General features: G+C 71.8%; 20 protein-coding genes, 1 pseudogene and 1 riboswitch. Of the genes and pseudogenes, 12 read left to right on the top strand and 9 right to left on the bottom strand.

Translation table 11 applies throughout. From position 1 onward, the window contains the following. Positions 1-8: 8 nt before the first annotated feature. A riboswitch (cobalamin riboswitch) is annotated at positions 9-81 on the bottom strand. A gap of 129 nt (positions 82-210) precedes the next feature. The 4 genes from AB0C26_RS03590 (at position 211) to AB0C26_RS03605 (ending at position 5,128) form a co-directional block, all read left to right on the top strand. Continuing rightward, on the top strand, positions 211-1,347 hold the full coding sequence (locus tag AB0C26_RS03590) for a precorrin-3B synthase (RefSeq protein WP_360240910.1): 1,137 nt from the start codon (positions 211-213) through the stop codon (positions 1,345-1,347). Further along, on the top strand, positions 1,344-1,964 hold the full coding sequence (locus AB0C26_RS03595; RefSeq protein ID WP_360243494.1) for a precorrin-8X methylmutase: 621 nt from the start codon (positions 1,344-1,346) through the stop codon (positions 1,962-1,964). Before AB0C26_RS03590 ends, AB0C26_RS03595 begins: the two co-directional genes overlap by 4 nt. A gap of 2 nt (positions 1,965-1,966) precedes the next feature. Next, positions 1,967-3,469, top strand: coding sequence for a precorrin-2 C(20)-methyltransferase (locus tag AB0C26_RS03600; protein WP_360240913.1), 1,503 nt, complete (start codon positions 1,967-1,969; stop codon positions 3,467-3,469). 138 nt (positions 3,470-3,607) lie between these two features. Beyond that, complete coding sequence (locus AB0C26_RS03605) at positions 3,608-5,128, top strand: cellulase family glycosylhydrolase (protein ID WP_360240916.1); 1,521 nt, start codon at positions 3,608-3,610, stop codon at positions 5,126-5,128. Here AB0C26_RS03605 and AB0C26_RS03610 read toward each other — a convergent pair. The 8 genes from AB0C26_RS03610 to AB0C26_RS03645 form a co-directional block, all read right to left on the bottom strand. Continuing rightward, on the bottom strand, positions 5,062-6,282 hold the full coding sequence (locus AB0C26_RS03610) for a glycosyltransferase (protein ID WP_360240919.1): 1,221 nt from the start codon (positions 6,280-6,282) through the stop codon (positions 5,062-5,064). The genes AB0C26_RS03605 and AB0C26_RS03610 overlap by 67 nt on opposite strands. Beyond that, complete coding sequence (locus AB0C26_RS03615) at positions 6,266-7,480, bottom strand: glycosyltransferase family 4 protein (protein ID WP_360240922.1); 1,215 nt, start codon at positions 7,478-7,480, stop codon at positions 6,266-6,268. The genes AB0C26_RS03610 and AB0C26_RS03615 overlap by 17 nt, the downstream gene beginning before the upstream one ends. Beyond that, positions 7,428-8,726: a sugar transporter gene (locus AB0C26_RS03620; protein ID WP_360240925.1), complete on the bottom strand. Its 1,299-nt coding sequence runs from the start codon at positions 8,724-8,726 to the stop codon at positions 7,428-7,430. The genes AB0C26_RS03615 and AB0C26_RS03620 overlap by 53 nt, the downstream gene beginning before the upstream one ends. Continuing rightward, positions 8,720-9,676 carry a hypothetical protein gene (locus AB0C26_RS03625; RefSeq protein ID WP_360240928.1) on the bottom strand — a complete coding sequence of 319 codons (957 nt, stop codon included), beginning with the start codon at positions 9,674-9,676 and terminating at the stop codon, positions 8,720-8,722. The genes AB0C26_RS03620 and AB0C26_RS03625 overlap by 7 nt, the downstream gene beginning before the upstream one ends. After that, positions 9,673-11,577: a hypothetical protein gene (locus AB0C26_RS03630; RefSeq protein ID WP_360240931.1), complete on the bottom strand. Its 1,905-nt coding sequence runs from the start codon at positions 11,575-11,577 to the stop codon at positions 9,673-9,675. The genes AB0C26_RS03625 and AB0C26_RS03630 overlap by 4 nt, the downstream gene beginning before the upstream one ends. Beyond that, a complete protein-coding gene (locus tag AB0C26_RS03635) occupies positions 11,574-12,677 on the bottom strand; it encodes a glycosyltransferase family 4 protein (protein ID WP_360240934.1) in 1,104 nt (367 codons plus the stop codon). Before AB0C26_RS03635 ends, AB0C26_RS03630 begins: the two co-directional genes overlap by 4 nt. Continuing rightward, positions 12,674-13,504 (bottom strand): glycosyltransferase family 2 protein, encoded by an 831-nt coding sequence (locus AB0C26_RS03640; RefSeq protein ID WP_360240937.1) that lies wholly within the window; start codon positions 13,502-13,504, stop codon positions 12,674-12,676. The genes AB0C26_RS03635 and AB0C26_RS03640 overlap by 4 nt, the downstream gene beginning before the upstream one ends. Positions 13,505-13,585: 81 nt before the next feature. Further along, entirely contained in the window at positions 13,586-14,368 is a 783-nt protein-coding gene (locus tag AB0C26_RS03645; protein WP_360240940.1) for an L-type lectin-domain containing protein, read from the bottom strand. A gap of 151 nt (positions 14,369-14,519) precedes the next feature. Between AB0C26_RS03645 and AB0C26_RS03650 the strand changes: the two genes are divergently transcribed. From AB0C26_RS03650 to AB0C26_RS03675, 6 genes and pseudogenes are all read left to right on the top strand, one after another. Continuing rightward, positions 14,520-15,287, top strand: a complete 768-nt coding sequence (locus AB0C26_RS03650; protein WP_360240943.1) for a glycerophosphodiester phosphodiesterase — start codon at positions 14,520-14,522, stop codon at positions 15,285-15,287. 494 nt (positions 15,288-15,781) lie between these two features. Then, positions 15,782-16,312 (top strand): annotated as a pseudogene (locus tag AB0C26_RS03655) (Pecanex-like protein 1); the annotation flags it as partial. A 962-nt stretch (positions 16,313-17,274) separates the two neighbouring features. Next, a complete protein-coding gene (locus tag AB0C26_RS03660; protein WP_360240946.1) occupies positions 17,275-18,099 on the top strand; it encodes a siderophore-interacting protein in 825 nt (274 codons plus the stop codon). A gap of 31 nt (positions 18,100-18,130) precedes the next feature. Then, positions 18,131-19,327: an MFS transporter gene (locus AB0C26_RS03665; protein WP_360240949.1), complete on the top strand. Its 1,197-nt coding sequence runs from the start codon at positions 18,131-18,133 to the stop codon at positions 19,325-19,327. A 57-nt stretch (positions 19,328-19,384) separates the two neighbouring features. After that, the gene (locus AB0C26_RS03670; RefSeq protein ID WP_360240952.1) at positions 19,385-20,143 is read left to right on the top strand and encodes a class I SAM-dependent methyltransferase; all 759 of its coding nucleotides are present in this window, start codon (positions 19,385-19,387) and stop codon (positions 20,141-20,143) included. A 102-nt stretch (positions 20,144-20,245) separates the two neighbouring features. Next, the gene (locus tag AB0C26_RS03675; protein WP_360240955.1) at positions 20,246-20,812 is read left to right on the top strand and encodes a peptide deformylase; all 567 of its coding nucleotides are present in this window, start codon (positions 20,246-20,248) and stop codon (positions 20,810-20,812) included. Here AB0C26_RS03675 and AB0C26_RS03680 read toward each other — a convergent pair. Continuing rightward, the gene (locus AB0C26_RS03680; protein WP_360240958.1) at positions 20,792-21,721 is read right to left on the bottom strand and encodes a helix-turn-helix transcriptional regulator; all 930 of its coding nucleotides are present in this window, start codon (positions 21,719-21,721) and stop codon (positions 20,792-20,794) included. The two genes, AB0C26_RS03675 and AB0C26_RS03680, sit on opposite strands and share 21 nt — an antisense overlap. Before the next feature lie 202 nt (positions 21,722-21,923). Between AB0C26_RS03680 and AB0C26_RS03685 the strand changes: the two genes are divergently transcribed. Beyond that, positions 21,924-23,831 (top strand): M4 family metallopeptidase, encoded by a 1,908-nt coding sequence (locus AB0C26_RS03685; RefSeq protein ID WP_360243497.1) that lies wholly within the window; start codon positions 21,924-21,926, stop codon positions 23,829-23,831. Positions 23,832-23,957: 126 nt separating this feature from the next. After that, positions 23,958-24,452 carry a CAP domain-containing protein gene (locus AB0C26_RS03690; RefSeq protein ID WP_360240961.1) on the top strand — a complete coding sequence of 165 codons (495 nt, stop codon included), beginning with the start codon at positions 23,958-23,960 and terminating at the stop codon, positions 24,450-24,452. The last annotated feature ends 45 nt before the right edge of the window (positions 24,453-24,497 follow it).

Consider the following 24,497-nt stretch of genomic DNA (forward strand, 5'->3'; position numbering starts at 1 on the left):
GCGAGGCGGAGTTCCTGGCTCCCGGGCCGGTGAGACCCGGTGACAGTGGCGGGACCGCGCCGGAATCGCACCGGCTTCCTCCGCGGCGTCGCCGCTCGTGACCTACCACCCTTCCGGGCGGTCCCACCCGCCGTCAAGGAGGGTCCGGCGGTGTGACGATCCCGACCCGAGGATGCGGACACAACGGTGGGCGAACGTAGTATCCGGGCCGTGCCTCCCCCCATCCGCCAGACGAAGGTCGACGCCTGCCCCGGCGCCCTGCGGCTCCACACGGCCGCCGACGGCCCGCTGGCCCGCGTCCGCGTCCCCGGCGGCATGCTCACCGGCACCCAGCTGGCGGCCTTGGGCGAGATCGGCCCGCCGGAGCTGACCTCCCGAGCGAACCTCCAGCTCAGGGCCCTCAACGACGTGGACCCGACGGCCCTCGCGGCCCGGCTGTCGGCCGTCGGCCTGCTGCCGTCGTCAACTCACGAGACCGTACGCAACATCGCGGCCCCGCCCCTGGCCGGCACCACCTTGCGCACCCTGGTCGCCGACCTGGACCGCGCCCTGTGCGCCGACCCGGCCCTGGCCGCCCTTCCGGGCCGTTTCCTGTTCGCCCTCGGCGACGTCCCCCTCACCGCCGACCTGGCCGCGGTTCCTCTCGGCGACGGCGGCGCGTTCACGATCCTTTTCGCCGGCCATGACGCCGGCCTGCGCGTCCCCGCCACGGCCGTGGTCGCGACCTTGCTGGCCGCCGCCCACGCCTTCCTCGGCGAGCGAGCCGACGTCACCGCCTGGCGCCTGCACGAGATGCCCGACGGCCCGGCCCGGGTGGCCGCGAAGCTGGGCGCCCCCCTGACACCCCACCCCGTGACCCGCACCCCCGAGCCCACCGGCATCGGCCTGCTCCAGCAGCCCGACGGCCTGGTGGCGGTCAGCGCGCTGGTCCCACTCGGCATGCTCGGCGGCGAGGCGCTGCGGCTGCTCACCACCGCCCGCCGCCTGGTCATCACCCCCGAGCGCGGCGTCGTCGTCCCCGACCTGACCCCCGAGGCCGCCCGCCGTTGGCAGCGCCGCCTGGAGGATGCCGGCCTACCCACCACCCCCGGCTCCCGCTGGACCGGCGTGACCGCCTGCGCCGGCCGCCCCGGCTGCGCCAAGTCCCTGGCCGACGTCCGCGCCGACGCCGCCGCGAACAGCGAGTTCACCGACGGCCTGCCGGTGCACTGGATCGGCTGCGCCCGAGGGTGCGGAAGCCCGTCCGGTGCCCATGTCCGAGTGGAAGCGACCCCGACCGGCTATGCCGTGACCCGGCAACCGACCGGCGAGACGTTCGATGCGATCGCGTCGGCGAGGAGGATCTGATGGAGTACGAGCGCGACGGCGCGGAGATCTACCGGCGCTCGTTCGCCACCATCCGGGCCGAGGCCGATCTCACCGGCTTCCCGTCCGATGTGGCGAAGGTGGCCGTGCGGATGATCCACGCCTGCGGCATGGTCGATCTGGTGAGTGACATCGCGTACAGCCCGAATGTCGCCTCGGCGGCCCGGAAGGCGCTGCTCGCCGGCGCCCCGATCCTCTGTGACGCCGAGATGGTGGCTTCGGGCGTCACCCGTAAGCGGCTGCCCGCCGGCAACGACGTCGTCTGCACGCTGCGCGACCCGTCGGTGCCCGCCCTCGCCGAGAAGCACCGGACCACCCGCAGCGCCGCCGCCCTCGACCTCTGGGCCGACCGGCTGGAGGGCTCGGTGGTGGCGATCGGCAACGCGCCGACCGCGTTGTTCCGGCTGCTCGAGATGATCGCGGACGGCGCTCCGCGGCCGGCCGCCGTGCTCGGCATCCCGGTCGGTTTCATCGGGGCCGCCGAGTCGAAGGACGCGCTGGCGCAGTCCGATCTGGAGTATCTGATCGTGCGCGGCCGCCGGGGCGGCAGCGCGATGACGGCCGCCGCGATCAACGCGCTGGCCTCGGAGGCGGAGTGATCATGGCGGGACGGCTGTACGGTGTCGGCGTCGGGCCCGGCGACCCCGAACTGATCACGTTGAAGGCGGCCCGGCTGATCGCCGGGGCCGATGTGGTGGCGTACCACGCCGCGCGGCACGGCCGCAGCAACGCCCGGGCGATCGCCGCTTCGCTGCTGCGCGAGGAGCAGATCGAGGAGCCGCTGATCTATCCGGTGACCACCGAGGGCACCGACCACCCGGGCGGCTACCAGGGCGCGATCGACGAGTTCTACACCGAGGCCGCCGCCCGCCTGGCCGCCCACCTGGACGCCGGTCGCACCGTGGTCGTGCTGGCCGAGGGCGACCCGTTCTTCTACGGCTCCTACATGCACATGCACAAACGGCTTGCGCATCGGTACGAGACCGAGGTCGTGCCCGGCGTGACCTCGGTGAGCGCCGCGAGCGCCGTCCTGGGCCGCCCGTTGATGGAGCGCGACGAGACCTTGACCGTGCTGCCGGGCACGCTGCCCCCGGCCGAGCTGGCCGCCCGCCTGTCGAGCACCGAGTCGGCCGCTGTCATGAAGCTGGGCCGCACCTTCGACGGCGTCCGCGAAGCCCTCGACCGGGCCGGACGGCTCGGCGACGCCTGGTACGTGGAGCGCGCCACCACCGACCGCGAGCGTTCCGCCCGCTTCGCCGAGGTGGACCCCGAGACCGTGCCGTACTTCTCGCTGGCCCTGCTGCCGAGCCCGGCCGCCGCGGCTTTCATGGGCGAAGAAGGCGAGGAGCCGGAAAGGAAGGGTCAGGTGACGGTCGTCGGGCTCGGCCCGGGTGATCCTCGCTGGCTCACGCCGGAAGCGCGGGCGGCTCTGGCGGAAGCGGACGACCTGGTCGGCTACGTGACCTACCTCCAGCGGGTGGTGCCCGGGCCGCACCAGCGGCTGCACCCCTCCGACAACCGGGTCGAGGCCGAGCGGGCCGCCTTCGCCCTCGATCTGGCCAAGCGGGGCCGCCGCGTCACCGTGGTCTCCTCCGGCGACCCCGGTGTGTTCGCCATGGCCGCCGCGGTGCTCGAGGTGGCCGAGGACCCGCAGTGGAAGGACGTCCCGGTCCGGATCGTCCCCGGGCTGACCGCGGCCCAGGCCGTCGCCAGCCGGGCCGGCGCCCCGCTCGGACACGACTTCTGCGTCATCTCGCTCTCCGACCGGCTCAAGCCGTGGCCGGTGATCGAGGCGCGGCTGGCCGGCGCCGCCGCCGCCGACCTGGTCATCGCCCTCTACAACCCGGCTTCCAAGACCCGGCGGGAGCAGCTGGTACGGGCCCGCGAGGTGCTACTGGGGCATCGTTCGCCCCGGACGCCGGTGGTCGTGGGCCGCGATGTGGGCGGCCCGGACGAGTCGGTGCGGGTGACCACGCTGGGCGAGCTCGACCCGGCCACGATCGACATGCGCTGCCTGCTGATCATCGGGTCGTCGCAGACCCGGGCGGTGGCCCGGGGCGACGGCTCGACGGTCGTCTACACACCCCGGCACTACTCGGTCTGATCTTTCGCCGGCCACGAACCCGGATGCAACGCGGTGCACCCGCGTTGCAATCAACACTCTTCGACACCCGGTCCGCAGTCCGCCGAATTGAGGGGCACTTCCGCACCCCGTTCGTCCGACTGAAAGGCCGGGACCTACGTGATCTCCCCTCGCCACTGCGCCGCCGTGCTGGCCTCGTCGTTGCTGTTCGGCATCGGCCTGGTGGACTCCGCCGCTTTTGCGAAGACCACGGCCAAGGCGGCCACCCCCGCCAAGGCCGTGGCCACCACGGTCAAGGCCGCCGCGACGTCCGTACCCACCCTGGCCAGCCGCCTCAACGCGGTGAAGAACGCCAAGACGCTGAACTACTACCCGTCGGCCGCCGGCTGGTCGAAGATGTGGACGAGCTGGGACGCCGCCAAGATCGACGCCGACCTGGCCAAGGCGGCCGCGCTGGGCACCACGAACGTCCGCCTCATCGTCTTCCCGTCGACCTTCGGCTGGCCCACGCCGTCGGCCACCTACGCCAGCCGCCTCGACCAGTTCGTCGACATGGCCGGCGCCCGGGGGATGTCGGTCAAGTTCACGCTCTTCGACTGGTGGGACGGATACACCGACGTCGACCGGAGCATCACCTGGGCCAAGACCCTGCTCGCGCCGTACCGGGACGACAACCGCGTCATCTCGGTCGAGCTGCAGAACGAGTTCAACCCGGACAACGCCGCCGCCGTCGCCTGGGCCAAGAAGATCGTTCCCGCCGTACGCTCGGCCTTCCCCACCATGCCGTTGACGTTCTCGGTCGACGGCGGCCAGGGCGCCAAGGGCATGGCCAAGATCAAGACGGCGCTGGCCGCGACCCCGATCGACTACTACGACTTCCACTTCTACGGCAACTCCGAGCGCGCCCTCGCCATGATCAACCAGGCCGAGGCCACCGTCGCCCCGGCGCCCATGGTGATCGGTGAGACCGGCCTGAACACCCTGCAGAACACCGAGGGCGAGCAGGCGGCCTTCCTGGCCCGGGTGTTCGAGGCGGCCGAGATCGCCGACGTGCCGGTCGCGCCGTGGACGCTGGTCGACTCGGCGCAGGGCTCGATCCCGACCTCGGCCGTCTCCAAGCTGCCCGGCCAGTACTACTACGGCCTGTTCCGTCTCGACGGCACCGCCAAGCCGGCGGCCGCCGTGGTCAAGGCCGGTTTCGCCGGCGCGGCCATGCCGTCGAACCTGATGGACCCGGGCTTCGAGCTGGCCGCCGGACAGAGCCCGTGGCGCGCTTACCTGCCGGAGCTGGGCCTGGCCACCAAGACGCAGGCCGTCCGCCGTACCGGCCAGTGGTCGGTGACCATGTCCAACACCGGCAAGACCGCGACCGGCTCGCCCTCCTACCGGGTCTCCCCGGTCACCCCGGTGAAGTCGAACCAGAAGTGGCACGCCGAGGTGTGGGCCCGGGGCAACGCCACCACCGGTGCCACCCAGATCGCGCTGAGCTGGTTCGACCTCAACGACAAGTGGCTGGGCGGGGTGTCCTCGAACTCGCTGCCCAACGGCACCGTGGGCTGGACCAGGCTGGCGGTCGACGGTGTCGCCCCGGTCGGCTCGGCCAGCATGCAGGTTCACCTCAAGTCGGGCGAGAACAAGGGCACGGTCTGGTTCGACGACGCGGTGATCACAGCGTCGTGACCGACCGGAACAACCCCAATTTCAGTAAATAAGCTCTCGAACGATGCCACCGACCGCTCCCACGAGGAGGGGTCGGTGTGCCGCCTGCCCGCTTTGTCGGACATGGCGGCCTCGATCGAAGCAGCCAACGCCGAAGGCGACGCGGCAGCCGCGAAGACAGCTCCCGAGTATTCCTCTGCCGCCTCGACCAGCCCGCCGACCGCGGTGACCACCACCGGAAGCCCGTGACTCATCGCGATGTGCAACGGGCCACTGGCCGAGCTGCGCCGATACGGCAACACGACCATGTCAGCCGCCGCGAAGAATCCGTCCACCTCGGCATCGGTCACGTACCGGTTGACGAAGGTGATGCGTGAGGCCGCCGGCGACGCCTCGATCAGCGAAGCCGGGAGCGTCCAGCCCTCCCACGTCTCCCCCACCACGGTGAGCTCATAGTCGTCCGGCAACAAGGCGAAGGCTTCGATCAGATCCTCGAGGCCTTTGTACGGGCGGATGGTGCCGAAGAACAGCAGCCGGCGCCGGCCCGGCTCGGCAGCCCGGGGCGCCGGCACAGCATGGTGGTCGAACGGCCCGTGAATCGCGATCACGTCCGGGACGCCCGTCAGGTCGTACGTCTGCCGAAGCGCGACCCGGTCGAAGCGCGAGTGGACCACGACGCCGTCCGTCCCGCGCAGCAGGGGACGGATGAGCTTGCGGCAGTAGAGCGAGGCCCACTTGTGCGCGGCCTCGCCGGTGTCCTGCACCTCGTGGAACTCGACCACGACCTTGATCTTCAAGAGCCGGGCGGCAAGGCAGAGGATCAGGTACGAGTGGAGCACCGTCCCCGTCCACCATTGCAGCACCAGCACGTCCGGCCGGAAGGAGCGCAGGAACCGTACGGCCCGGATCAGGCTCGGCACGGCCCACCAGTCGATCCCGTCGAAGACACGCACCCCGTCGGCGTAGTCGAGGTCGTTCAGGCGCTGCCCCACGCGGGAACGCCCCGGGTAGAGGCGGGTCGGCAGCAGCTGCCGCATGAGGATCGCGCCGACCTCGTACCGGGAGGCCAGGGCGTTGCTGAGCCGGCAGGTGTAGTAGCTGATTCCGGAGAGGAACCGCCAGCCCGATCCGACCACGACGATCCTGGTCGGACGGTCGTCAGGCGATGCACTCACGGTAGACCTCCTCGATCTGCGGTACGACGCGCGCGGCGGTGTAGTCGAGGCCACGCTGGTGACCGGCCACCCGCAGCCGGTCGGCCAGGCCGGGCTGGGTGAGCACCCGGACGATGGCGGCGGCGAGCCAGACCGGGTCGCCCGGCGGCACGTGCAGGCCGGTCTCGCCGTCGCGGATCATGTCGGCCAGCCCGCCCGTCCGCGACGCGATCAGCGGGGCCCCGGCCAGCAGGGCCTCGACCGCGACCTGGCCCATCGCCTCGAGGAGGGAGGGGACGACGCCGGCCGCGGCGCCGTGCCAGGCGGCCATCACCTCGTGGTGGGGCACGTTGTGCCGCACGATCACCCCGGGCGGGATGGGCGGGGTGTCGTGCCGGGGCGTGCCGACGCAGACCAGCGGCGGCTTGTCGTCGCCGAGCCGCTGGTAGGCGTCGAAGAGCACGTCGACGCCCTTGTGCGGGCCGAGCGCGCCGACGAACAGCAGGTAGGGCCGGTCCGGCAGCCAGGACGGCCGCGGCGTCCGGCGGGCCAGCTCGTCCAGGCCGTCCGGCACCAGGCTGCTGATCACCTTGACCGGCAGGTCGCCGGGGACGCGGCCGTGCCCGATGGCCTCGGCCACGGCCGGCGAGATCGCGGTGAGCGCGTCGATGCCGCGGTGCCGCTGCGCGCGCAGGGCGGTGGTGAGCAGGGCCGCGCGGGGCCGCCCGTACTGGCCGGAGGCGCACGGCAGGCAACGGCCGAGCCGGGGCCCGCCGCAGGTGCGGTCGTCGCGGGTGAAGGTCTTCTTGACGCAGGTGAGCCCGAAGTCGTGGGCGGTGTGCACGTGCGGCCGGCCGAGGCGGCCGAACCGCAGCGGCAGGTAGCTGTACATGAGCCAGTCGTGGCTGTGGATCACGTCGTAGTCGTTCTCTCTCAGCAGAGAGCGGAGGGCGGCCATGGTCAGCGGGTCGGCCGTGGTCGGGTGGAACGGCTTGGCCGCGTCCTCGTTCATGCCGGGCAGGACGGTGTTGGCCACGCTGCGCACGCGTTTCACCCGTACCCCGTTGATCGTCTCGTCGTGCGCCGCGCGGGGCGTGGCCAGGGTGAGCACGGTGACCTCGTGCCCGCGCCGGACCAGCTCCTCGCTGCTGGTGGCGATGCTGCGCTCAAGCCCGCCGATGATCGGCGCGTACAGGTTGGACAGGTGCAGGATCTTCAACTCTTCTCCAAAGCGGGGAAACGGCGTGGACGGCCACCGCGACGGCGCCCACGGACTGTCCGGCGAGCCAGGCGATGCCGGCGCCCTCGATGCCGGTGCCGGGCAGCCAGAGCCAGGTGAGGGAGAGGCAGGTGACGGCCATCAGCAGGTTCAGCCGCAGGCAGCGGCGGTACCGGCCGAGCGAGCGCCAGTGCGCCACGGCCAGGTTGGTGACGGCGTCCGGGATGGCGGCCAGCACGAGGATCCGCAGCAGCAGCTCGCCCTCGGCCGCGTAGCCGGCACTGAACAGGCCGAGGATCAGATCGCCGCAGGTGAACAGGGCCAGCGCCGGCGCACCGATCACGGCCAGCACGACCAGGGCGGCCCGGCGCAGGCCGGCCGCCGACTTGTTGGCGCGCTCGGCGTACATCGCCGAGGCGACCGCGGGCGAGACCATGAACAGCACCGAGGCGGTCATCCAGGCCACGTAGAAATGCCCGTTGGCCTCGGCCCCGAGCCGGGCCGTGACCAGCACCGGCAGCAGCGCGCTGGGACCGGCCTGGGCCAGGTTGATCAGGTGGTGGCCGGTCAGCGAGCCGCGCACGTGCGGCAGCTCGGCGCCGATCCCGGCGCCGGCCAGTTTCGCTCCCGGCCGCAGCCGGGTCAGGCTGACCCCCAGGGTGTACGCGGTGACGGCCACCGAGGGCACCGTCCAGGCCAGCAGCACGGCGGCCGCGCCGCCCACACCGGCCCACACGAGCACCGAGAGGGTGAGCACCTTGCCGACGGCCACCCCGAGGTTGCGCCCGAGCATTCCCTGGCTGGCCCGGTGCGCGATGAAGACGTAGTCGAGCAGCGTCGACGCGGTCAGCGCGACGGCGGTGACGATCAGCGCCGAGGCTCCGCCGGCGCCGGCCAGGAACGCGAAGTTGGCCCCGGCCGCGGGCAGCACGGCCGCCGCCAGGAACGCGGCGAAGGCGGTGGACGAGCAGCCGAACAGCAGGCCGGCGCTGACGATCCGCGACCAGGCGGCGAGGTCGGCGCCGGGCAGCCGCTGGATGAACATGTGACCGACGCCCAGGTTGGACACCATGCTGACGACGGTGGCGACCGAGATCAGCGCGGTCGCCGTGCCGATCGCCGGCTGCGGCAGCCCGCGCGCGGCGAGCAGCCAGTACAGGTAGCCGAGCCCGGCCGTGCCGACCGTGCTGCCCATGATCAGCACACTGTTGCGGGCCAGCGAGTCCCGCGCGACGACCTTCAGCACGCGCCCACCCCGCGCCCGCCGACCCCGCGCCCGCTCACCGCGCCACGTCCACCCGCGACCCCACTCCGGACCGTCGTTCCGCGCGTGACCGCCGTCCCACTCCCGGCCTTCGTTCCGCGCGCGACCGCCGTCCCACTCCCCGCCTTCGCTCCGGGCCCGGCCCCGGCCACGCGCCCGGCCGCCGAGTTGTGGCCGGCGCCCGCTCCGCGGCCGTACAGGACCGTGCTGGTGGCGCCGAGGCTGACCTCGATGCGGTGCAGGCAGCCGTCCGGAGGCGGGGACGGCACGAATACCTCCAGGGCCCGCGTCGTGTTCGCGCTGATCCGCAGGGGGCGGGCCGAGACCAGGCGCTCGCCGACGCGGACCCGCAGGGGCTCGACCGCGGCCGGCGAACCGGCGCTGCTCACCCGCAGCGGCAGCATCAGGCCGCCGGCCGGGATGCGCACCGGGCCGGTGATGTCACCGGCCCAGCCGTTCAGCGCGAGGCTCGTGTACCCCGGTTCCGGCGGGTGCGGCATCCGGGCGTACAGCTGAACCGCCGCAATCCCGACGACCAGCGTGAGCACACCGGGAACGGCGATCGCGAGGGCGGTGCGGGCCAGACGCGGATCGTCCGCCACCGTGCCCGTCCGCTCGCGGACCAGCACCACGACGGTCACCACGAGGAGCATCACCCCGAGCCCGGCCGTGATCGACCAGGCCTCGATGCGGACGCCCGCCGCGTGCAGGGCGATCGCCGTGAACGGCAGGCTGACCAGGCCGGCCGCGGTGGCCAGGCCGAGGCGGGCCAGGGCGGGCATGGTCTCGGCGGCCAGCGCCCGCAACCACAGCTCGCCCAGGACGAGCAGCACGGCCAGCAGCAGGACCGGGAAGACCAGTGGCAGGCCGGGGCCGAACGCCAGCAGGAGCAGACCGGCCGCGCCGGCCGGCAGCAGCCGGAAGGTCGTCATCGCCCGGCCCGCGCGAAGTCGAAGCGGTAGATCGCGATGTTGCCGCTGTCGTAGATCTTGATGGTCCACGGGGTCCTGTCGAACTTGGTCAGCTGGCCCAGCGTGAACGCGGGCCGCCCGTCGTGCGGGACCGGCTCGTTGGTCTCGAAGTAGATCTGGATCTCCGGCACCTCCCGGGCCATCCGCTTGTCGACGATCAGGTAGCCGAACCGCCACGCACTGAGCTGCTGGAGCAGTTGGCGCGGGGCCGGCCGGCCGGGCTGGGTGAGGTAGAGCTCGTACGTGGGAAAGGTGACCGAGCCGGTGACCGGGTTCTGCCCGCCGTACGAGCCGAAGATCAGGCCGGAGTAGCGGTCGGCCACGATCCGCAGCTCGCGTCCCTGGGTGGCCCGCAGCCAGGCCGACGCCGCCCGCACCTCGGGGATCGACGAGCGGGTGTCCGAGCCGAAGACCGGCGGGCCGGGGAAGCGGTAGGACGGGTTCATCCCGGCCGCCGTGTTGCCGACGAGCGCCACCGCGCAGACGACCAGCAGCAGTCCGGCCGCGGTCGCCTTGCCGGCCCGGCGCGCCGGGCGGTCGAGCAGCGCCACCACCAGCGGGGCGACGACGAGCGCGATACCGAGGTAGCTGAACGCCCACGACCGCCGCGCGCCCTCGGCCCCGGACGGGGTGAGGATCAGCAGGGCCGCCGGGAAGTAGAACGAGCCGAGCAGGAGCATGGCCAGCGCGCCGCTGCGGGCCACCGGCTCGGTGCCGTGCCCCCGGCGCAGCCGCAGCGCGGCGGCCGCCATCGCAACCGCGGCCAGGCCCTGCGCGCCGAACGCCGCCGCCTGCTCCCACCAGGGCGCGACCGACGCGCGGAACAGCGTTCGGCCGCCACCGCCGCCCTCGCCGGCCATCCCGGCGATCTGGTCGAGGGCACGGGCCAGGTACGGGTCGAGATATCCAGTGGTGCGCGGCGCGACCAGGGCCAGCCAGGCCACCACGAGCGCGGCCGCGGCGAGGGTCAGGGCCCACGCGGTCATCGGCACCGCGACCGGGGTGCCCCGGCGCACGGCCCGGACGGTGACGACCAGGCAGATGATGATCATGACGGCGATCAGGGCGATGGCGGTCAGGTGGTGGGTGGCGATGGTGGCCCCGCAGAGCATCACGGTCACCGCGGCCCAGCCGGCGCGGGAGCGGCGGGCCGGTCCGCGCATCGCCCGGTGCAGCGCCACCAGCGTCCACACCAGCAGCGCGATGGCCAGCGACTCGTACCCGAACTGGGTGTCGAAGAACAGGAACGAGCTGTTCAGGCTGTAGATGATCGCGGACACGGCGGCGATCCGCCCGTCCTGCCAGATCTCCTCGGCCAGTACGGTCACCCCCAGCACCACGAGCACGTGGGCGGCGGCCAGCACGAGCAGCGCCGCGTGCCAGATCGAGACGCCGGTCAGCGCGCTGACCGAGGCCACCGTCGAGTGCAGACCGGGGAAGTCGCCGACCACCTTGACGATCGGGTTCTGCTCGAACAGGCGGCCGTCGAGCAGGATCTCCTTGCTCTGCCGCCAGTGGGCGAACTCGTCGTGGTAGAGCGGCCCGAACGGGTTGCGCAGCAGCTTGGGCAGGAACGTGAAACCGGCGTACCCGGCCAGCACGGCGACGCGCAGCCGGGGGCTGGTCGACCGGCGGACCGCCCAGCACACGGCCGGCAGCGTGAAGACCAGCAGGCCCAGCCAGAACAGGCCGAACTGGGTGCCCCGGTCCCATTCGGCGGCGCGGTTCGCGGCCACCAGCAGCGCCGCCCCGGCCGCCCCGGCGGCGGTCAGGGAGGCGGCGCACCACAGTTCGGGACGGCTTCGCGCCGGAGCGGGCGCCGGGCGGGTCCGCTCCTCCGAGCGGGCCAGAACCAGGGTCATCGGCCGGCCTGTTGGATGACCCGGACCGGCGGGGCGACGCTCGCGTAGACCTCCCGCGTCGCCACGACGACGTCATGCCAGGTGGGCAGCGGGTTCCGGCCCAGCGTGGCCCGCTCCGCCTCGGCCGCGGTCAGCAGCGCCTCGGCCAGTGTCGCCTCGTCGTCCGGGTTGACCAGCCACAGCGGCACCCCGGGCCCGGCCATCGCGGCCAGCTCGCGGTGGGCCGGGATGAACGAGGCCACCGTCGGGATGCCGGCGGTCAGCGCGTCGGCCACGGCCATCCCGAACGCCTCGTGTTCCGAGGCCGAGACCAGCGCGGCCGCGTTGGCCATCCGGCCGGCGAAGGCGTCGTCCGGCAGCCGCCCGTGGAAGGCCACCCGCTCCGGGCCGAGCCCGAGCCGGCGGGCGAGCTGCTCGAGCTCGTCGGCGGCCGGTCCCGCGCCGACCACGTCGAGCCGGTGGTCCGCCGGCAGGTGCGCCATCGCCCGGATCACCCGGTCGACCCGCTTGTACCGCTCGAGCCGGCCGACGCAGAGCAGCGACTTGCCCTCCTCGGCGTCCACCGCCGGCATCGCGGCCGGGTCGGTGCCGTTGGGCACCACCACCATCCGGTCCCGGGCCTCCGGGAAGTGGCGGATCAGCAGCTCGCGCTCGGCCCGGGTGACGCAGATGATCCGGCCCGCGCGGGCCACGATCCGGCGGCCGACCGGGCGGTAGATCGGATGCAGCGCCGCCCGCAGGCGGCTGTGCCCGGTGCCGTGGTAGTGCGGCGTGAACACCAGCGGGGTGCTGTTGGTCAGGGCGGCCGGCAGCGCGGCCAGCGCGTGGTAGCTGTGCGCGTGCAGTACGTCGTACCGCCCGGCGTGACGCCGCAACCACCGCCACAGCGGAAGCGAGAAACGGTAGTTGGCCGCCGACACGGTGAGCGGGAACCGGCGTACCAGAACCCCGTCGATCTCCTCCTCGGAGGCGGCGGCGTGCTGGGTGAGCACCTCGATCTGGTCGCCGGCGGCGACCAGGGCGGCGCAGAGCCGGCGCGCGTGCGTCTCCACCCCGCCTATGTCCGGGTGGTAGGCGTTCGTGACGACGCCGATCCTCACCGCGCCCGCTCCGGCGCGCGCCGGGCCCCGGCCGAGCGCCGGCGCGGCCACTCGCGGGCGATGGTCCGCAGCACGCGCAGGCCGTCGGTGAGCGCGTTCAGGTTGCTCTCGCCGTGGATGCGCTCGCGCTCGAAGCTGGGCACCTCGACGATGCGCAGCCGGGCGCGGGCCGCCCGCAGGTTCAGCAGGGTCTCGATCTCGAAGCCGTCGCCCCACAGCCGGCCGTCGCGGCTCTTGACCGGCACCGGGCTAGTGCTGTCCAGGTCGAAGACGTCCAGGCAGCGCGACCAGAAGGCGTTGTAGCCGTAGCAGAGGTCGCTGTAGCGGGTGCGGAACATGACGTTGACCATGAGGCTCAGGCAGCGGTTGCCGGCCCGGCGCAGGCGGGTGATGTCGGCGCTGCCGCCGGTGCCACTGAACCGCGATCCCTTGGCGAAGTCGGCGCCCGAGCGCAGCGCCGCGATGAAGCTGGGGATCTCCTTCGGGTCGGTCGACCCGTCGGCGTCGATCATGACGATGATGTCGCCCGTGGCGGCGGCGAAACCGCAGGCCAGCGCGTTGCCCTTGCCCTTGCGGTTCTGCGTGACGATGCGGATGCCGGGCATCAGCCGGCGGGCCGTCTCGACGGTGTCGTCGGTCGAGCCACCGTCGACCAGGATCACCTCGTCCACCTCGGGCAGCCGGGCCATCACGTGCGGCAGGTTCTTGGCCTCGTTGAGGGCGGGGATGATGACGCTGACCAGAGGCTCACTCGCGGGCACGACCACCGGCGGCGGTAGCTCGGTTCCCGTCCCGGCCTCGGGGCGGACGTAGGGGACCGTAGACATGACTGTTCTCCAAGACTCGGTGGTGTGTTCCCCGGGGAGCCGGCACCGCCTTCGGCCGGCGGCACCGGCGTTTCTGTTCGGTCAGGCCCCTGAGCCGTCGACGGACCAGGAGTAGATGTCCTGCTTGGACAGGGCGGTGCCGGTGCCGGCGGTGAAGCCGACCCACGCGTCCGACTGCTCGATCTCGTCGGCCAGGTCGACCTCACGCTCGAGCGCCAGCTGCTCCTCGGCCCCCGCGCTCAGCGACTTGACGTAGACCTGAAGCAGGGACTCGTCGGCGTCGTAGACGACCCGGGCCTCGAACGGCTTGCCGAACAGCGGGATGCCCGCCTCGGCCGTGCCGGCCTGGTGGTCCGGGTTGCCGCCGAGCACCACGGCCAGATGGTTGCTGCTCGGGTCGTTGGTGTTCTGCCAGGTGTCGAACTCGACGGCGACGCTGGGCCGGATACCGCGGTATCCCATGCCGCCGCCCCAGCCGCCGAGCGCCCGCGGGCCCTTCGACTGCACGACGAAGGCGACGCCGTCGGCGCCGGGCTGGCCGTGGTGCAGGTAGACCTTGAAGGTCGACTCGAACGACCGCGTGACGTCGAGCTTCTGGGTGGACCAGGCCGAGCCCATCTGCTTGTAGCCACCGGCGGTGAGCCGCAGCACCCGCTGGTCGACCCGGCTGCCGGACGACCAGATCAGGTCGGCGCTGCCGTTGCGGTCGAGGGTCGACGACGCGCCCTTGAAGGTCTCGTAGTCGATCAACGGGTCGTCGGACGCCGCCGAGGCGCCCGCCGGGGCCAGGGCGGCCGCTATCGACAGGGCGAAGGCGGCGGCCAGACCTCCCCGGGCAATTCTCGTGGAACGTGAAGAAGACACGGTTCTGCGCTCCAAATCGGATTATTCGCCCCAAGTGGGACGTCGCTTAAGGTAGGGCAGCACACCGAGCCGCGGGTCCGATCCTCGACTATTTGTCCCTAATGGGAGGCAGTCGGCCGGTTAGCCCACCCCGGCTCCTAAGCTGTGGTCCGTGCGCCGATTCGCGTTTCTGGACGCTCCCGCCCCGCTGGCCTTCGCCCACCGGGGTGGCGCCGCCGAGGGCGACGAGAACACGGCCGAGGCGTTCGCGCGCGCGGTCGCCCTGGGTTACCGGTACGTGGAGACGGACGTGCACGCCACCACCGACGGCGTCCCCGTCGTCTTCCACGACTCCTCACTGCTGCGGCTCACCGGCACCGACGGCCGGATCGGCGCCCTGAGCTGGCCCGACCTGCGGACGGTACGGATCGGGGGCGCGGCCGCGATCCCCCGGCTGGACGAGGTTCTCGACGCCTGGCCCACGATCCGCTTCAACATCGACGTCAAGGCCGAGGCCGGCGCCGAGCCCACTGTCGCGGCCGTCCGGCGGGCCGGCGCGAACGAGCGCGTCCTGCTGGCGTCGTTCAGCGACCGCCGCCTCGCCCGGCTGCGCGCCCTGGCCGGCCCCGAGGTGGCGACGTCGATGGGTCCCGCCTGGGTGGCCCGCTTGCGCTTGGCGTCGCTTGCGGGGGTACGCGTGAGCCCGCCCCCGTCGGTCGCGGCGGCCCAGGTGCCCGTGCGCCAGGGCCCGGTGACCATTGTCGACCGCCGGTTCGTGACCACCGCCCACCGCTCGGGCCTCCAGGTCCACGTGTGGACGGTGGACGACCCGGACGAGATGAACCGCCTGCTCGACCTGGGCGTGGACGGCATCATGACCGACCGCCTCGACGTCCTGCGGAATGTTTATCGCGCGCGGCATATCTGGCCGGGTGAATAGTCACCCAGAATCGTTTCGCAGTAACCTTCCGAGGCTATTCTCAGGTTCGGCCCCTACAGTGCAGCCATCTAGTGACGCTAAGGAATCGCCACTGGTCAGCGAAATTTTTCGTGATCTTGGTGAACCCCCGGCATCCCCCGTTCGGACGATGTCCGGGGTTCGAGGGTGGTCGCATATCTTTTCTTTAATTCCCGGATAAGAATTCATCAAGTTCGCTGGCGGAATTGCGTTTCGGCGGGCGCGCTCCTACCGTCTGGGTGCCGGTGGGAATTGTTGCCGGGTGGATTTGTAGGGAAGATGAGGTATCGCGCATGCGCAGGTCCGCTTACCGTCGTGCGGCCGCCACGCCGCCGGGACGCAACCGGCGGCTGTTCGCGGTCGGCGCGGTCGTCACCGCCGCCGGCGCGGCGGTCGCTTTCGCCCAGATCGGTAACGCCGCCACCAACGACCGGCCCGAGGGAAGCGGCGCCGGCAAGGTGGTGAACGGGCAGGTGATCCTCACCGACACGTGCGTCGACAGCAACCTGGCCCCGCACGACGGCTTCCAGAACGGCAACCGGTGCGTCTCCACCGAGTTCGGCGAGGTCGGCGAGGCGGCGAACAACCCGACCCTGCTGATCACCGACGCGCCCCGGCAGGTGGCGCCGAACACCCCCTTCACCCTCAAGATCAGCACCCGCAACCTGATCCGCGACCGCTTCCTGGCGGCCGGCAAGGGCGGGTACTACGTGGAGAGCTCCGTCCTGCAGGGCGGCCTGGTGCGCGGCCACTTCCACACCGCGTGCCGGATGCTCGAGAACACCAACGCCGCCCCGGCGCCGGACCCGGTCCCCGCGTTCTTCGTGGCGACCGAGGACAGCCGCGGCAGCGCCACCCCGGACGAGGTGAGCATCACCGTGCCGGGCGTGCCGACCGAGGGCACCGCCCAGTGCGCCTCGTGGGCCGGTGACGGCTCGCACCGCGTGCCGATGATGCAGCGCGCCAACCAGACACCCGCCATCGACGCCATCCGCATCACCGTCCGCACCGGCGGCGGCAACAACGGCGGTGGCGACAACGGCGGTGGCGACAACGGCGGTGGCGACAACGGCGGTGGCGACAACGGCGGGAACAACGGTGGGGGCAACAACGGCGGTGGCAACAACGGCGGGGGCAACAACAACGGCGGCAACAACGGTGGCGACAACGGCGGGAACAACGGTGGGGGCAACAACGGCGGCAACAACGGTGGCGGGAACAACGGTGGCGGGAACAACGGTGGCGGGAACAACGGTGGGAACACCGGGGGCAACGGCACCAACGGCGGCGGTGTGACGCCGACCAAGCCGCCCACCAAGGCCCCGACGCAGGCCCCGCCCGGCACCCCGGCCGACACCAAGGACGACTTCACGCCGGACCCGGCGACCCCGGCGACCACCAAGGCCCCGGTCAAGCCGGCCACGACGACCAAGCCGGCCACCGCCAACGGCGGCGGCACCAAGAGCGACACCGACGAGCCGGACACCACCGACCAGCAGGAGACGCAGCAGGGAACGCAGCAGGAGACGCCGCAGGAAACCGAGGCGCCCGCGCCGCGGACCACCAAGGCGCCCAAGCCGCGCGCCAGCAGCTCGGCGGCCGCCGCGGCCGGCGGCACCGACTACACCTACTCGAGTGGTGAGGACGGCCAGTTCAACTCGGGCAACAAGGCTCCGGTGGCCGAGCAGGTCGCGCAGGTGCAGGCCGAGAGCGGCAACCAGGAGCAGGGCGGCCTGCTCGCCCTGACCGGCAGCAACACGTTCGCCGCGATCGCCGGCGCCGCGGTTCTGCTCCTGGCCGGCATGGCCATCATGGCCTTCACCCGCCGCCGCCGTCCGGGCAGCACCTGGGAGTAACAACCGGCAAGCATCGAAGGGGCGGCCCGCCGAGTGCGGGCCGCCCCTTTCTGCGCTGACGGCGAAACTGAGGGTAGCCTTACCAACCGGACGCCCAAGGGAAGAGGTTCGACATGGCGAACAGGCCGGCACGCGCGGCGACCGAGGCGGTCGTCACCCGGGTTGAGCAGCTCACCCCGCACATGGTGCGCGTGGTGGTCGGAGGCGACGCCCTCAAGGCCATCGACGCCGGCCGGTGCACCGACCACTACGTGAAGGTGCTCTTCCCCGCCGACGGCGTCACCTATCCCGAGCCGTTCGACATGGGCGCGATTCGCGAGAGCTTCCCGCGTGAGCAGTGGCCGGTCGTGCGGACGTACACGATCCGCAAGTGGCTGCCCGAGGTCCCCGAGATGTGGGTCGACTTCGTGGTGCACGGCGACGAGGGCGTGGCCGGTCCGTGGGCGGCCCGGGCCAAGCCCGGCGACGTCTTCCGGTTCATGGGCCCCGGCGGCGGCTACTCCCCCAGCGCCGACGCCGGCTGGCACCTGCTGGCCGGTGACGAGAGCGCCCTCCCGGCGATCGCGGCCGCCCTCGAGGGCATGCCCGCGGGCGCCCGGGTGACCGCGTTCATCGAGGTCGAGGGCCCCGACGAGGAGCAGAAGATCGAGACGGAGGCCGGGATCACCTGGCTGCACCGCGGTGATCGCGTCCCGGGCGAGTTGCTGATCGAGGCCGTACGCCACCTCGACTTCCCGGACGGTGACGTGCAGGCCTTCGTCCACGGCGAGGCCACCTTCGTCAAGGAGCTGCGCCGGTACCTCAAGGTCGAGCGCGGTGTCCCGATGGATCAGCTGTCGATCTCGGGCTACTGGCGGCGCGGCCTGAACGAGGACGGCTGGCAGTCCTCCAAGCGCGAGTGGAACCAGCAGGTGGAACTGGAGCAGGACCGGGCGTAAGCCGCCCGGAGCGGCGGTCGATGATAGGTAAGTGGTGACCGCCGAAGAAGACCTGACACATAGCTCCACCAAGGGCCGCTTGATCGCGGTGGCCGCCCTGCTGCTGGCCGCGGTCAACCTGCGGTTGGCCGTGACGAGCGTCGGCCCGGTGCTCAGCGAGATCCGCTCCGGGCTGGGCATGAGCTCGAGCGTGGCCGGCCTGCTCACCTCGGTGCCGGCGGTGTGTTTCGCCGGTGTCGGCTTCCTGGCGCCGCGGCTGGCCCGGCGGTTCGGCCCGGCCCGCGTGATCCTGGCCGGCATGGTGGTGCTGGCCGCCGGGCTCGCGGTCCGCCCGTACGCGCCGGGAACCGCTCTTTTCCTGCTTCTGAGCCTGGTCGCGCTGGCCGGCATCGCGGTGGTGAACGTGCTGCTGCCGTCGGTCGTGAAGGCGTACTTCCCGGATCGGGTCGGCACGATGACCGGCCTCTACACGGTTTCGCTGAACATCGGCGCGACAGTGGCCGCCGCCACCACGGTCCCGCTGACCACGAGCGTGTTCGGCGACGACTGGCGACTGGGCCTGGCCTGTTGGGCGGCGGTGGCCGTGCTGGCCGTGCCGGCCTGGCTTCCGCTGGCGCGGCAGCCGTTCACCCGAGCTCCGGAGGTTCCCAAGGCCGAGGCCGTACGGGTGAGCCGCCACCCGGTGGCCTGGGCGCTGGCCGTCTATTTCGGCATGCAGTCGACCTCGGCGTACGTGATCATCGGCTGGCTGCCGCAGATCTACCGCGACGCCGGCATCTCGGCCGAGCGCGCCGGCGTCTACTTCGCCGTGACCTCGTTCCTGGGCGTGCCCCTGGGTTTCCTGCTCTCGTCGCTGGCCGGCCGGGTCCGGAGCCAGAGCTGGATAGCCGTCGGCCTGGGCCTGTTCGGCCTGGCCGGCTACGGCGGCCTGTGGTGGGACCCGGCCGCCGCCCCGCTGCTGTGGGCCGTCCTGCTGGGCATCGTGAACACGGCGTTCCCGCTGGTCCTGACGATGATCGCGCTCCGCGGCCGCACTCCCGCCACGGTGGTGAAGCTGTCCGCTTTCGCCCAGAGCACCGGCTACCTGTTCGCCATTCCCGGCCCCATCCTGGTCGGCGTCCTGCACGATCACACCGATGGCTGGCGAACCCCGCTCACCTTCGTCACCCTGCTGATGATCCCGCAGATCGTCGCCGGCTTCTTCGCCGGCCGGGACCGCCAGATCTGACCGTCGCGGCCGCGCACCCCTTTCGACCCCGGCGGCGGATGGCCTACCTTCAACCCCATGACCGGCGACGTCTGGGCGGCCGGCGACGCCTATGAGGCGTACGTCGGGCGGTGGAGCCGCCGGGTCGCCCCGCTCTTCGTCGAGTGGCTCGGTGTCCCGGCCGGCCGCCGCTGGCTCGACGCCGGTTGCGGGACGGGCGCGCTCAGCTCCGCCATCCTGGCCTCCGGCCCGGCGGATGTCGTCGGCGTCGACCCGTCCCAGAGCTTCCTCCGATCAGCCCTGGACGCCACCCGGGTCGCGGGCGACGCGGCCGCGCTCCCCCTGCGGGACGGCGCCTTCGACGCGGTCGTGAGCGGCCTCGCCCTCAATTTCGTGCCCGATCCGGCCCGCGCCGTCGCCGAGTTCACGCGGGTCGCCGCGCCCGGGGCGGTCGTGGCCGCGTACGTCTGGAACTATGCCTCCGGCATGCAGATGATGCGCCACTTCTGGGACGTCGCCGCCCCCGACCGCGACGAGGGTGCGAGATTTCCGATCTGCCGCGAGGATGCCCTGCGGGAAGCGTGGTCCCGAGCCGGTCTCGACGAGGTGCGGACCCGTGCCATCGAGATCCCCACGGTCTTCGCCGGCTTCGACGACTACTGGACGCCGTTCCTCGGCGCCACCGGTCCCGCGCCCGCCTACCTGGCCGGTTTGGACAGCGGGGAACGCAGCCGGATTCGTGACGCTTTGCGGCGCCGGCTGCCGGCCACGGCGTCCGGCGACATCGCGCTGACCGCCTCCGCCTGGGCCGTCCGAGGGCGTAAAACCGCAGGCTGAGTCCTCCCCTTCATTCACGGTCTCATTCACGACCGTTCATGCGGTTTTCAGCTCGTGCCCATGTATCAATAGGGCTGACCGAACCAAAACCGAGGGGTTCTCGTGGTTTCCAAAGAACTCACCCCAGCCCACCGGATGGCGGCGATCGGCATCCTCCAGCGTGACGATCCCGCCCTGCGTACGCCGGCCCGTCTCTTCGATCTTCCCCGCGAGGCCGCCGAGGCCCGCCAGATCATCGACCGGATCCGCCGCTCGATGGACCTCGTCGCCCGGGCCCACGTCTTCGCCAAGGGCATGGGCCTGGCCGCGCCGCAGATCGGCCTCGACCGGGCGGCCGCCGTGATCCGCCCGGCCGAGCCCGGCGCCAGCGAGATCGTGCTGCTCAACCCGCGCGTCGTGGACCAGTCCCGGCGCCACGACGTGCAGTACGAGGGCTGCATGAGCTTCTTCGACGTGCGCGGCCGGGTCGACCGCCCGCTCAGCGTCGAGGTCGAGCACCGGCGCCTCGACGGCGGCCTGGTCATCACGCGGTTCACCGGCGGGCTGGCCCGCCACGCCGGCCACGAGATCGACCACCTGGAGGGCCGTTTCTACACCGACCGGATGCCGGCCGGTGACGAGGTCATCCCGCTGTCGCAGTACCGCGGCTCAGGCCGCCCGTGGGGCTGAGGCCCGCGGCGCCGCGAACCGCCAGCGCAGCCGCACCTGGCTGGTCAGCAGCAGCTCGCGCATCCGCATCGTGTGCAGCACCGTGCCGTCGTCGCCGTGCGCGACGGTCGGGGTGTACGACTTGATGCCCGCGTACGACAGCACCTCGGCCCCGACCTCGGCCCCGAGCGACTCGGGCAGCCGCAGTGACACGGTCAGGGCCCGGGTCGGGAAGCGGATCTCCCGCTGGAACCACTGGCCGTACTGGCTGGCCGGCACCCGGTAGGAGTAGGCCACGCGGGTCTGCTCACCCGGGTAGAGCGGGAACCGGGCCCGGGCGTTGCCGAACACCAGGGCCAGTTTCAGGTACGCGTCGCTGGTGCGCGTGACCCGTACGTCCATGGGCTCCCCGCCCGCCGCGGCCGCGAAGTCGAGATCGGCCAGGCGCAGCGGTCTTTCCTGGTAGAGCTGCCGGGAGACGCCGGGCTGGTCGGGGAACCGGTCGACGTCGATGCGTACCGGGCAGGTGGTGACCGGACGGTCGCCGACGTTGCGGACCAGCCGTTCGACGCGGCAGACGTACCAGTCGTCGGTGTAGGTGAGGGTGGCCAGCTCGTCCTCGATGACGATCGTGGCCGGCAGCATCTGGCTGGGCTCGTAGCCGGAGCGGGCGGCCGGCTCGAGCGTGCCGTTGGGGCGGCAGCCCGTGTACGCCTCGATGATCTCGGACCCGCTGGCCAGGACCGCCTCGGCGCGGCAGGCGAATTCGAAGGTCGGGTGGTGGCGAAGACTCTCCACGTGACTGATGTACGACGGGTGGTAGCCCATCGACGCGGCGAGCTGCTTCTTGGAGAGGCCTCTGCGCGTACGCCAGGCGTTCAGCACCTGTGCGAACGCGGATCGGGCCGCGAACTCGAGTTGTGAGGTCATCACACACTCCTGACGGGACGCTGTCCGGCCATGATGCCCCACAGCGACAGTCACTGCCAGCGCTCAGGGCGTCACCGAAAGAAATTGTTGAATGACCGGCGCAAGGGTTTTCCCTGATTCGGTGACGACCGTCGATGCCTAGCGTCCTTCATCAAGTCACCCCTGAAGGAGTACGCGCGTGAAACGTCGAACCCCTCTGATCATGGCGGCGGCCGCCGGAACCCTGGCCGCCACCGCCCTGGTCGCCGTCGCCCAGCCGGCCACCGCCGTCCCACAGGATCCGCAGTCGGCCGCCGCCAAGGCCGATGCTCTCGTCGCCTCCCGCCCCGCCGTCCTGGCCGCCAGTCCGAACGAGACCTTCCAGCGGCGCCAGGTGTACAGCTCGTCCGGCTTCAACTACGTCGCCTACGACCGCACCTACAACGGCTTCCCGGTGATCGGCGGTGACTTCGTCGTCGTCACGGACTCGGCCGGCGCCACCAAGTACACGTCGGTGGCCCTGACCCAGCCGATCGGCGAGATCTCGACGGTGCCCCAGCTGGCCGACAGCGCCGCCGCGGGCATCGCGAAGGCCCAGCTCAAGACCGTCACCGAGGTGGAGGGCACGAAGCTCGTCGTGGTCGCCCTCGACGGCAAGCCGGGCAAGCTGGCCTGGGAGACCACCGTCAAGGGCACGAGCGCCGAGGGGCCGAGCCGGCTGACCGTCGACGTGGACGCGACCTCGGGCGCCGTGCTGCGCGAGTACGAGCACGTCACCGACGTCTCCGGCACCGGAACCGGCTGGATCAACGGCTCGGTCACGCTGGACACCACCCAGTCCGGTTCGACGTACACGCTGCAGGACCCGAGCCACACCACGATCCGTTGCCAGGACGCCGCCAACAACACCACCTTCAGCGGCAGCGACAACGTCTGGGGCAACGGCACCGGGACGAACAAGGAGACCGGCTGCGTCGACGCCTTCTACGTGGCGCAGAAGCAGTACGCGATGCTGTCGGCGTGGCTCGGCCGCAACGGCCAGAACGGCAGCGGCGGCGCCTGGCCGATCCGCGTCGGCCTCAACGACCAGAACGCGTACTACGACGGCACCCAGGTCCAGATCGGCAAGAACACCGCCGGCCAGTGGATCGCGTCGGCCGACGTGGTCGGCCACGAGCTGGGCCACGGCATCGACGACACCACACCGGGCGGCATCTCGCGCTCGGGCACCCAGGAGTTCGTGGCCGACACCCTCGGCGCCGCGACCGAGTGGTACATCAACAACCCCAACGACGCCCCCGACTACCAGGTCGGCGAGGAGGTCAACCTGGTCGGCAGCGGCCCGATCCGGTACATGTACAACCCGTCGCTCGCCGGGGACAGCAACTGCTACTCGAGCAGCACGCCGGGCTCCGAGGTGCACGCCGCGGCCGGTCCGGGCAACCACTGGTTCTACCTGCTCGCCCAGGGCACCAGCGGCGGCGGCTCGGGCCAGCCGACCAGCACCACCTGCAACAGCAGCACGGTCACCGGCCTCGGCATCCAGGCCGCCATCAAGATCATGTACAACGCGATGCTGATGAAGACGTCCAGCTCGTCGTACCTGAAGTACCGCACCTGGACGCTGACCGCGGCCAAGAACCTCTACCCGAACAGCTGCGCCGAGTTCAACACGGTCAAGGCCGCGTGGGACGCCGTCAGCGTCCCGGCCCAGTCGGCCGACCCGACCTGCACCGGCGGCGGCACCACCCCGCCGCCCACCACCACGCCCCCGCCGACCACCGGCTGCACCGGCACCAACGCCACCGACGTCACGATCCCCGACGCCGGCTCCGCGGTGACCAGCACGATCACGATCGCCGGCTGCGGCCGCGCCGCCTCCTCGACCGCCACGATCGCCGTGAACGTCGCCCACACCTACCGCGGTGACGTCAAGCTCGACCTGGTGGCGCCGGACGGCACGGTCTACGCGCTGAAGAGCACGTCGTCGACCGACAGCGCCGACAACATCGTCACCACGTACACCAAGAACCTGTCGAGCGAGGCCGCCGACGGCGCGTGGAAGCTGCGCGCCCAGGACGTCTACTCGCAGGACACCGGCTACATCAACACCTGGACCCTGACCCTCTAGATTTCGGACATCGGTGCCGGGGAGCACCTGGGTTGCCCCAGGTTGCTTCCCGGTTCCGCTTCTTCATCAGCGCTCCCGATCCCCGATCTGACTGGCGTACAGCCGATCGAGAGAAGGAGCCACCTCTTGAAGCGTTTCGTCCGCCGCGCCGTCGTCACCGCCGCCCTCGCCGCCGTTCCCACGCTGTTCGGCGCTCCGGCTTTCGCGGCCGCCACGGCCGCGCCGACGACCCCCGCCGCGTACGAGGCCGAGGTCGTCAAGCTCACCAACGCCCAGCGCACCGCGCACGGCTGCCAGGCCCTGCGCACCGACGCCCGCCTGACCACCGCCGCCCGCGCCCACAGCACCGACATGGTCAAGCAGGGCTTCTTCAGCCACACCGGCTCGGACGGCAGCAACTTCGTCACCCGCGAGGTCCGCGCCGGCTACCCGCGCAACGGCGCCGCCGCCGAGAACATCGCCTGGGGCTACCGCAGCCCGCAGCAGGTCGTGACCGGCTGGATGAACAGCTCGGGCCACCGCAAGAACATCCTGAACTGCGCGAACACCGCGGTCGGGGTCGGCCTGGCCTACACCGCGGGCGGCGCACCGTACTGGACGCAGGACTTCGGCCGCGTCTGATTTTGCCGATACAGCCCGAAAGGTACCTAACCCCCGGTTAGCGTG

It is taken from the genome of Actinoplanes sp. NPDC048796, assembly GCF_040650035.1.
GTDB lineage: Bacteria > Actinomycetota > Actinomycetes > Mycobacteriales > Micromonosporaceae > Actinoplanes.

What these genes read in the sequence shown, in the direction of transcription:
- AB0C26_RS03600 (WP_360240913.1), top strand. Translation starts at nt 1,967, where the DNA reads ATGGCGGGACGGCTGTACGGTGTCGGCGTCGGGCCCGGCGACCCCGAA.
- AB0C26_RS03625 (WP_360240928.1), bottom strand. Translation starts at nt 9,676, where the DNA reads ATGACGACCTTCCGGCTGCTGCCGGCCGGCGCGGCCGGTCTGCTCCTG.
- AB0C26_RS03630 (WP_360240931.1), bottom strand. Translation starts at nt 11,577, where the DNA reads ATGACCCTGGTTCTGGCCCGCTCGGAGGAGCGGACCCGCCCGGCGCCC.
- AB0C26_RS03640 (WP_360240937.1), bottom strand. Translation starts at nt 13,504, where the DNA reads ATGTCTACGGTCCCCTACGTCCGCCCCGAGGCCGGGACGGGAACCGAG.
- AB0C26_RS03660 (WP_360240946.1), top strand. Translation starts at nt 17,275, where the DNA reads ATGGCGAACAGGCCGGCACGCGCGGCGACCGAGGCGGTCGTCACCCGG.
- AB0C26_RS03670 (WP_360240952.1), top strand. Translation starts at nt 19,385, where the DNA reads ATGACCGGCGACGTCTGGGCGGCCGGCGACGCCTATGAGGCGTACGTC.
- AB0C26_RS03680 (WP_360240958.1), bottom strand. Translation starts at nt 21,721, where the DNA reads ATGACCTCACAACTCGAGTTCGCGGCCCGATCCGCGTTCGCACAGGTG.
- AB0C26_RS03685 (WP_360243497.1), top strand. Translation starts at nt 21,924, where the DNA reads ATGGCGGCGGCCGCCGGAACCCTGGCCGCCACCGCCCTGGTCGCCGTC.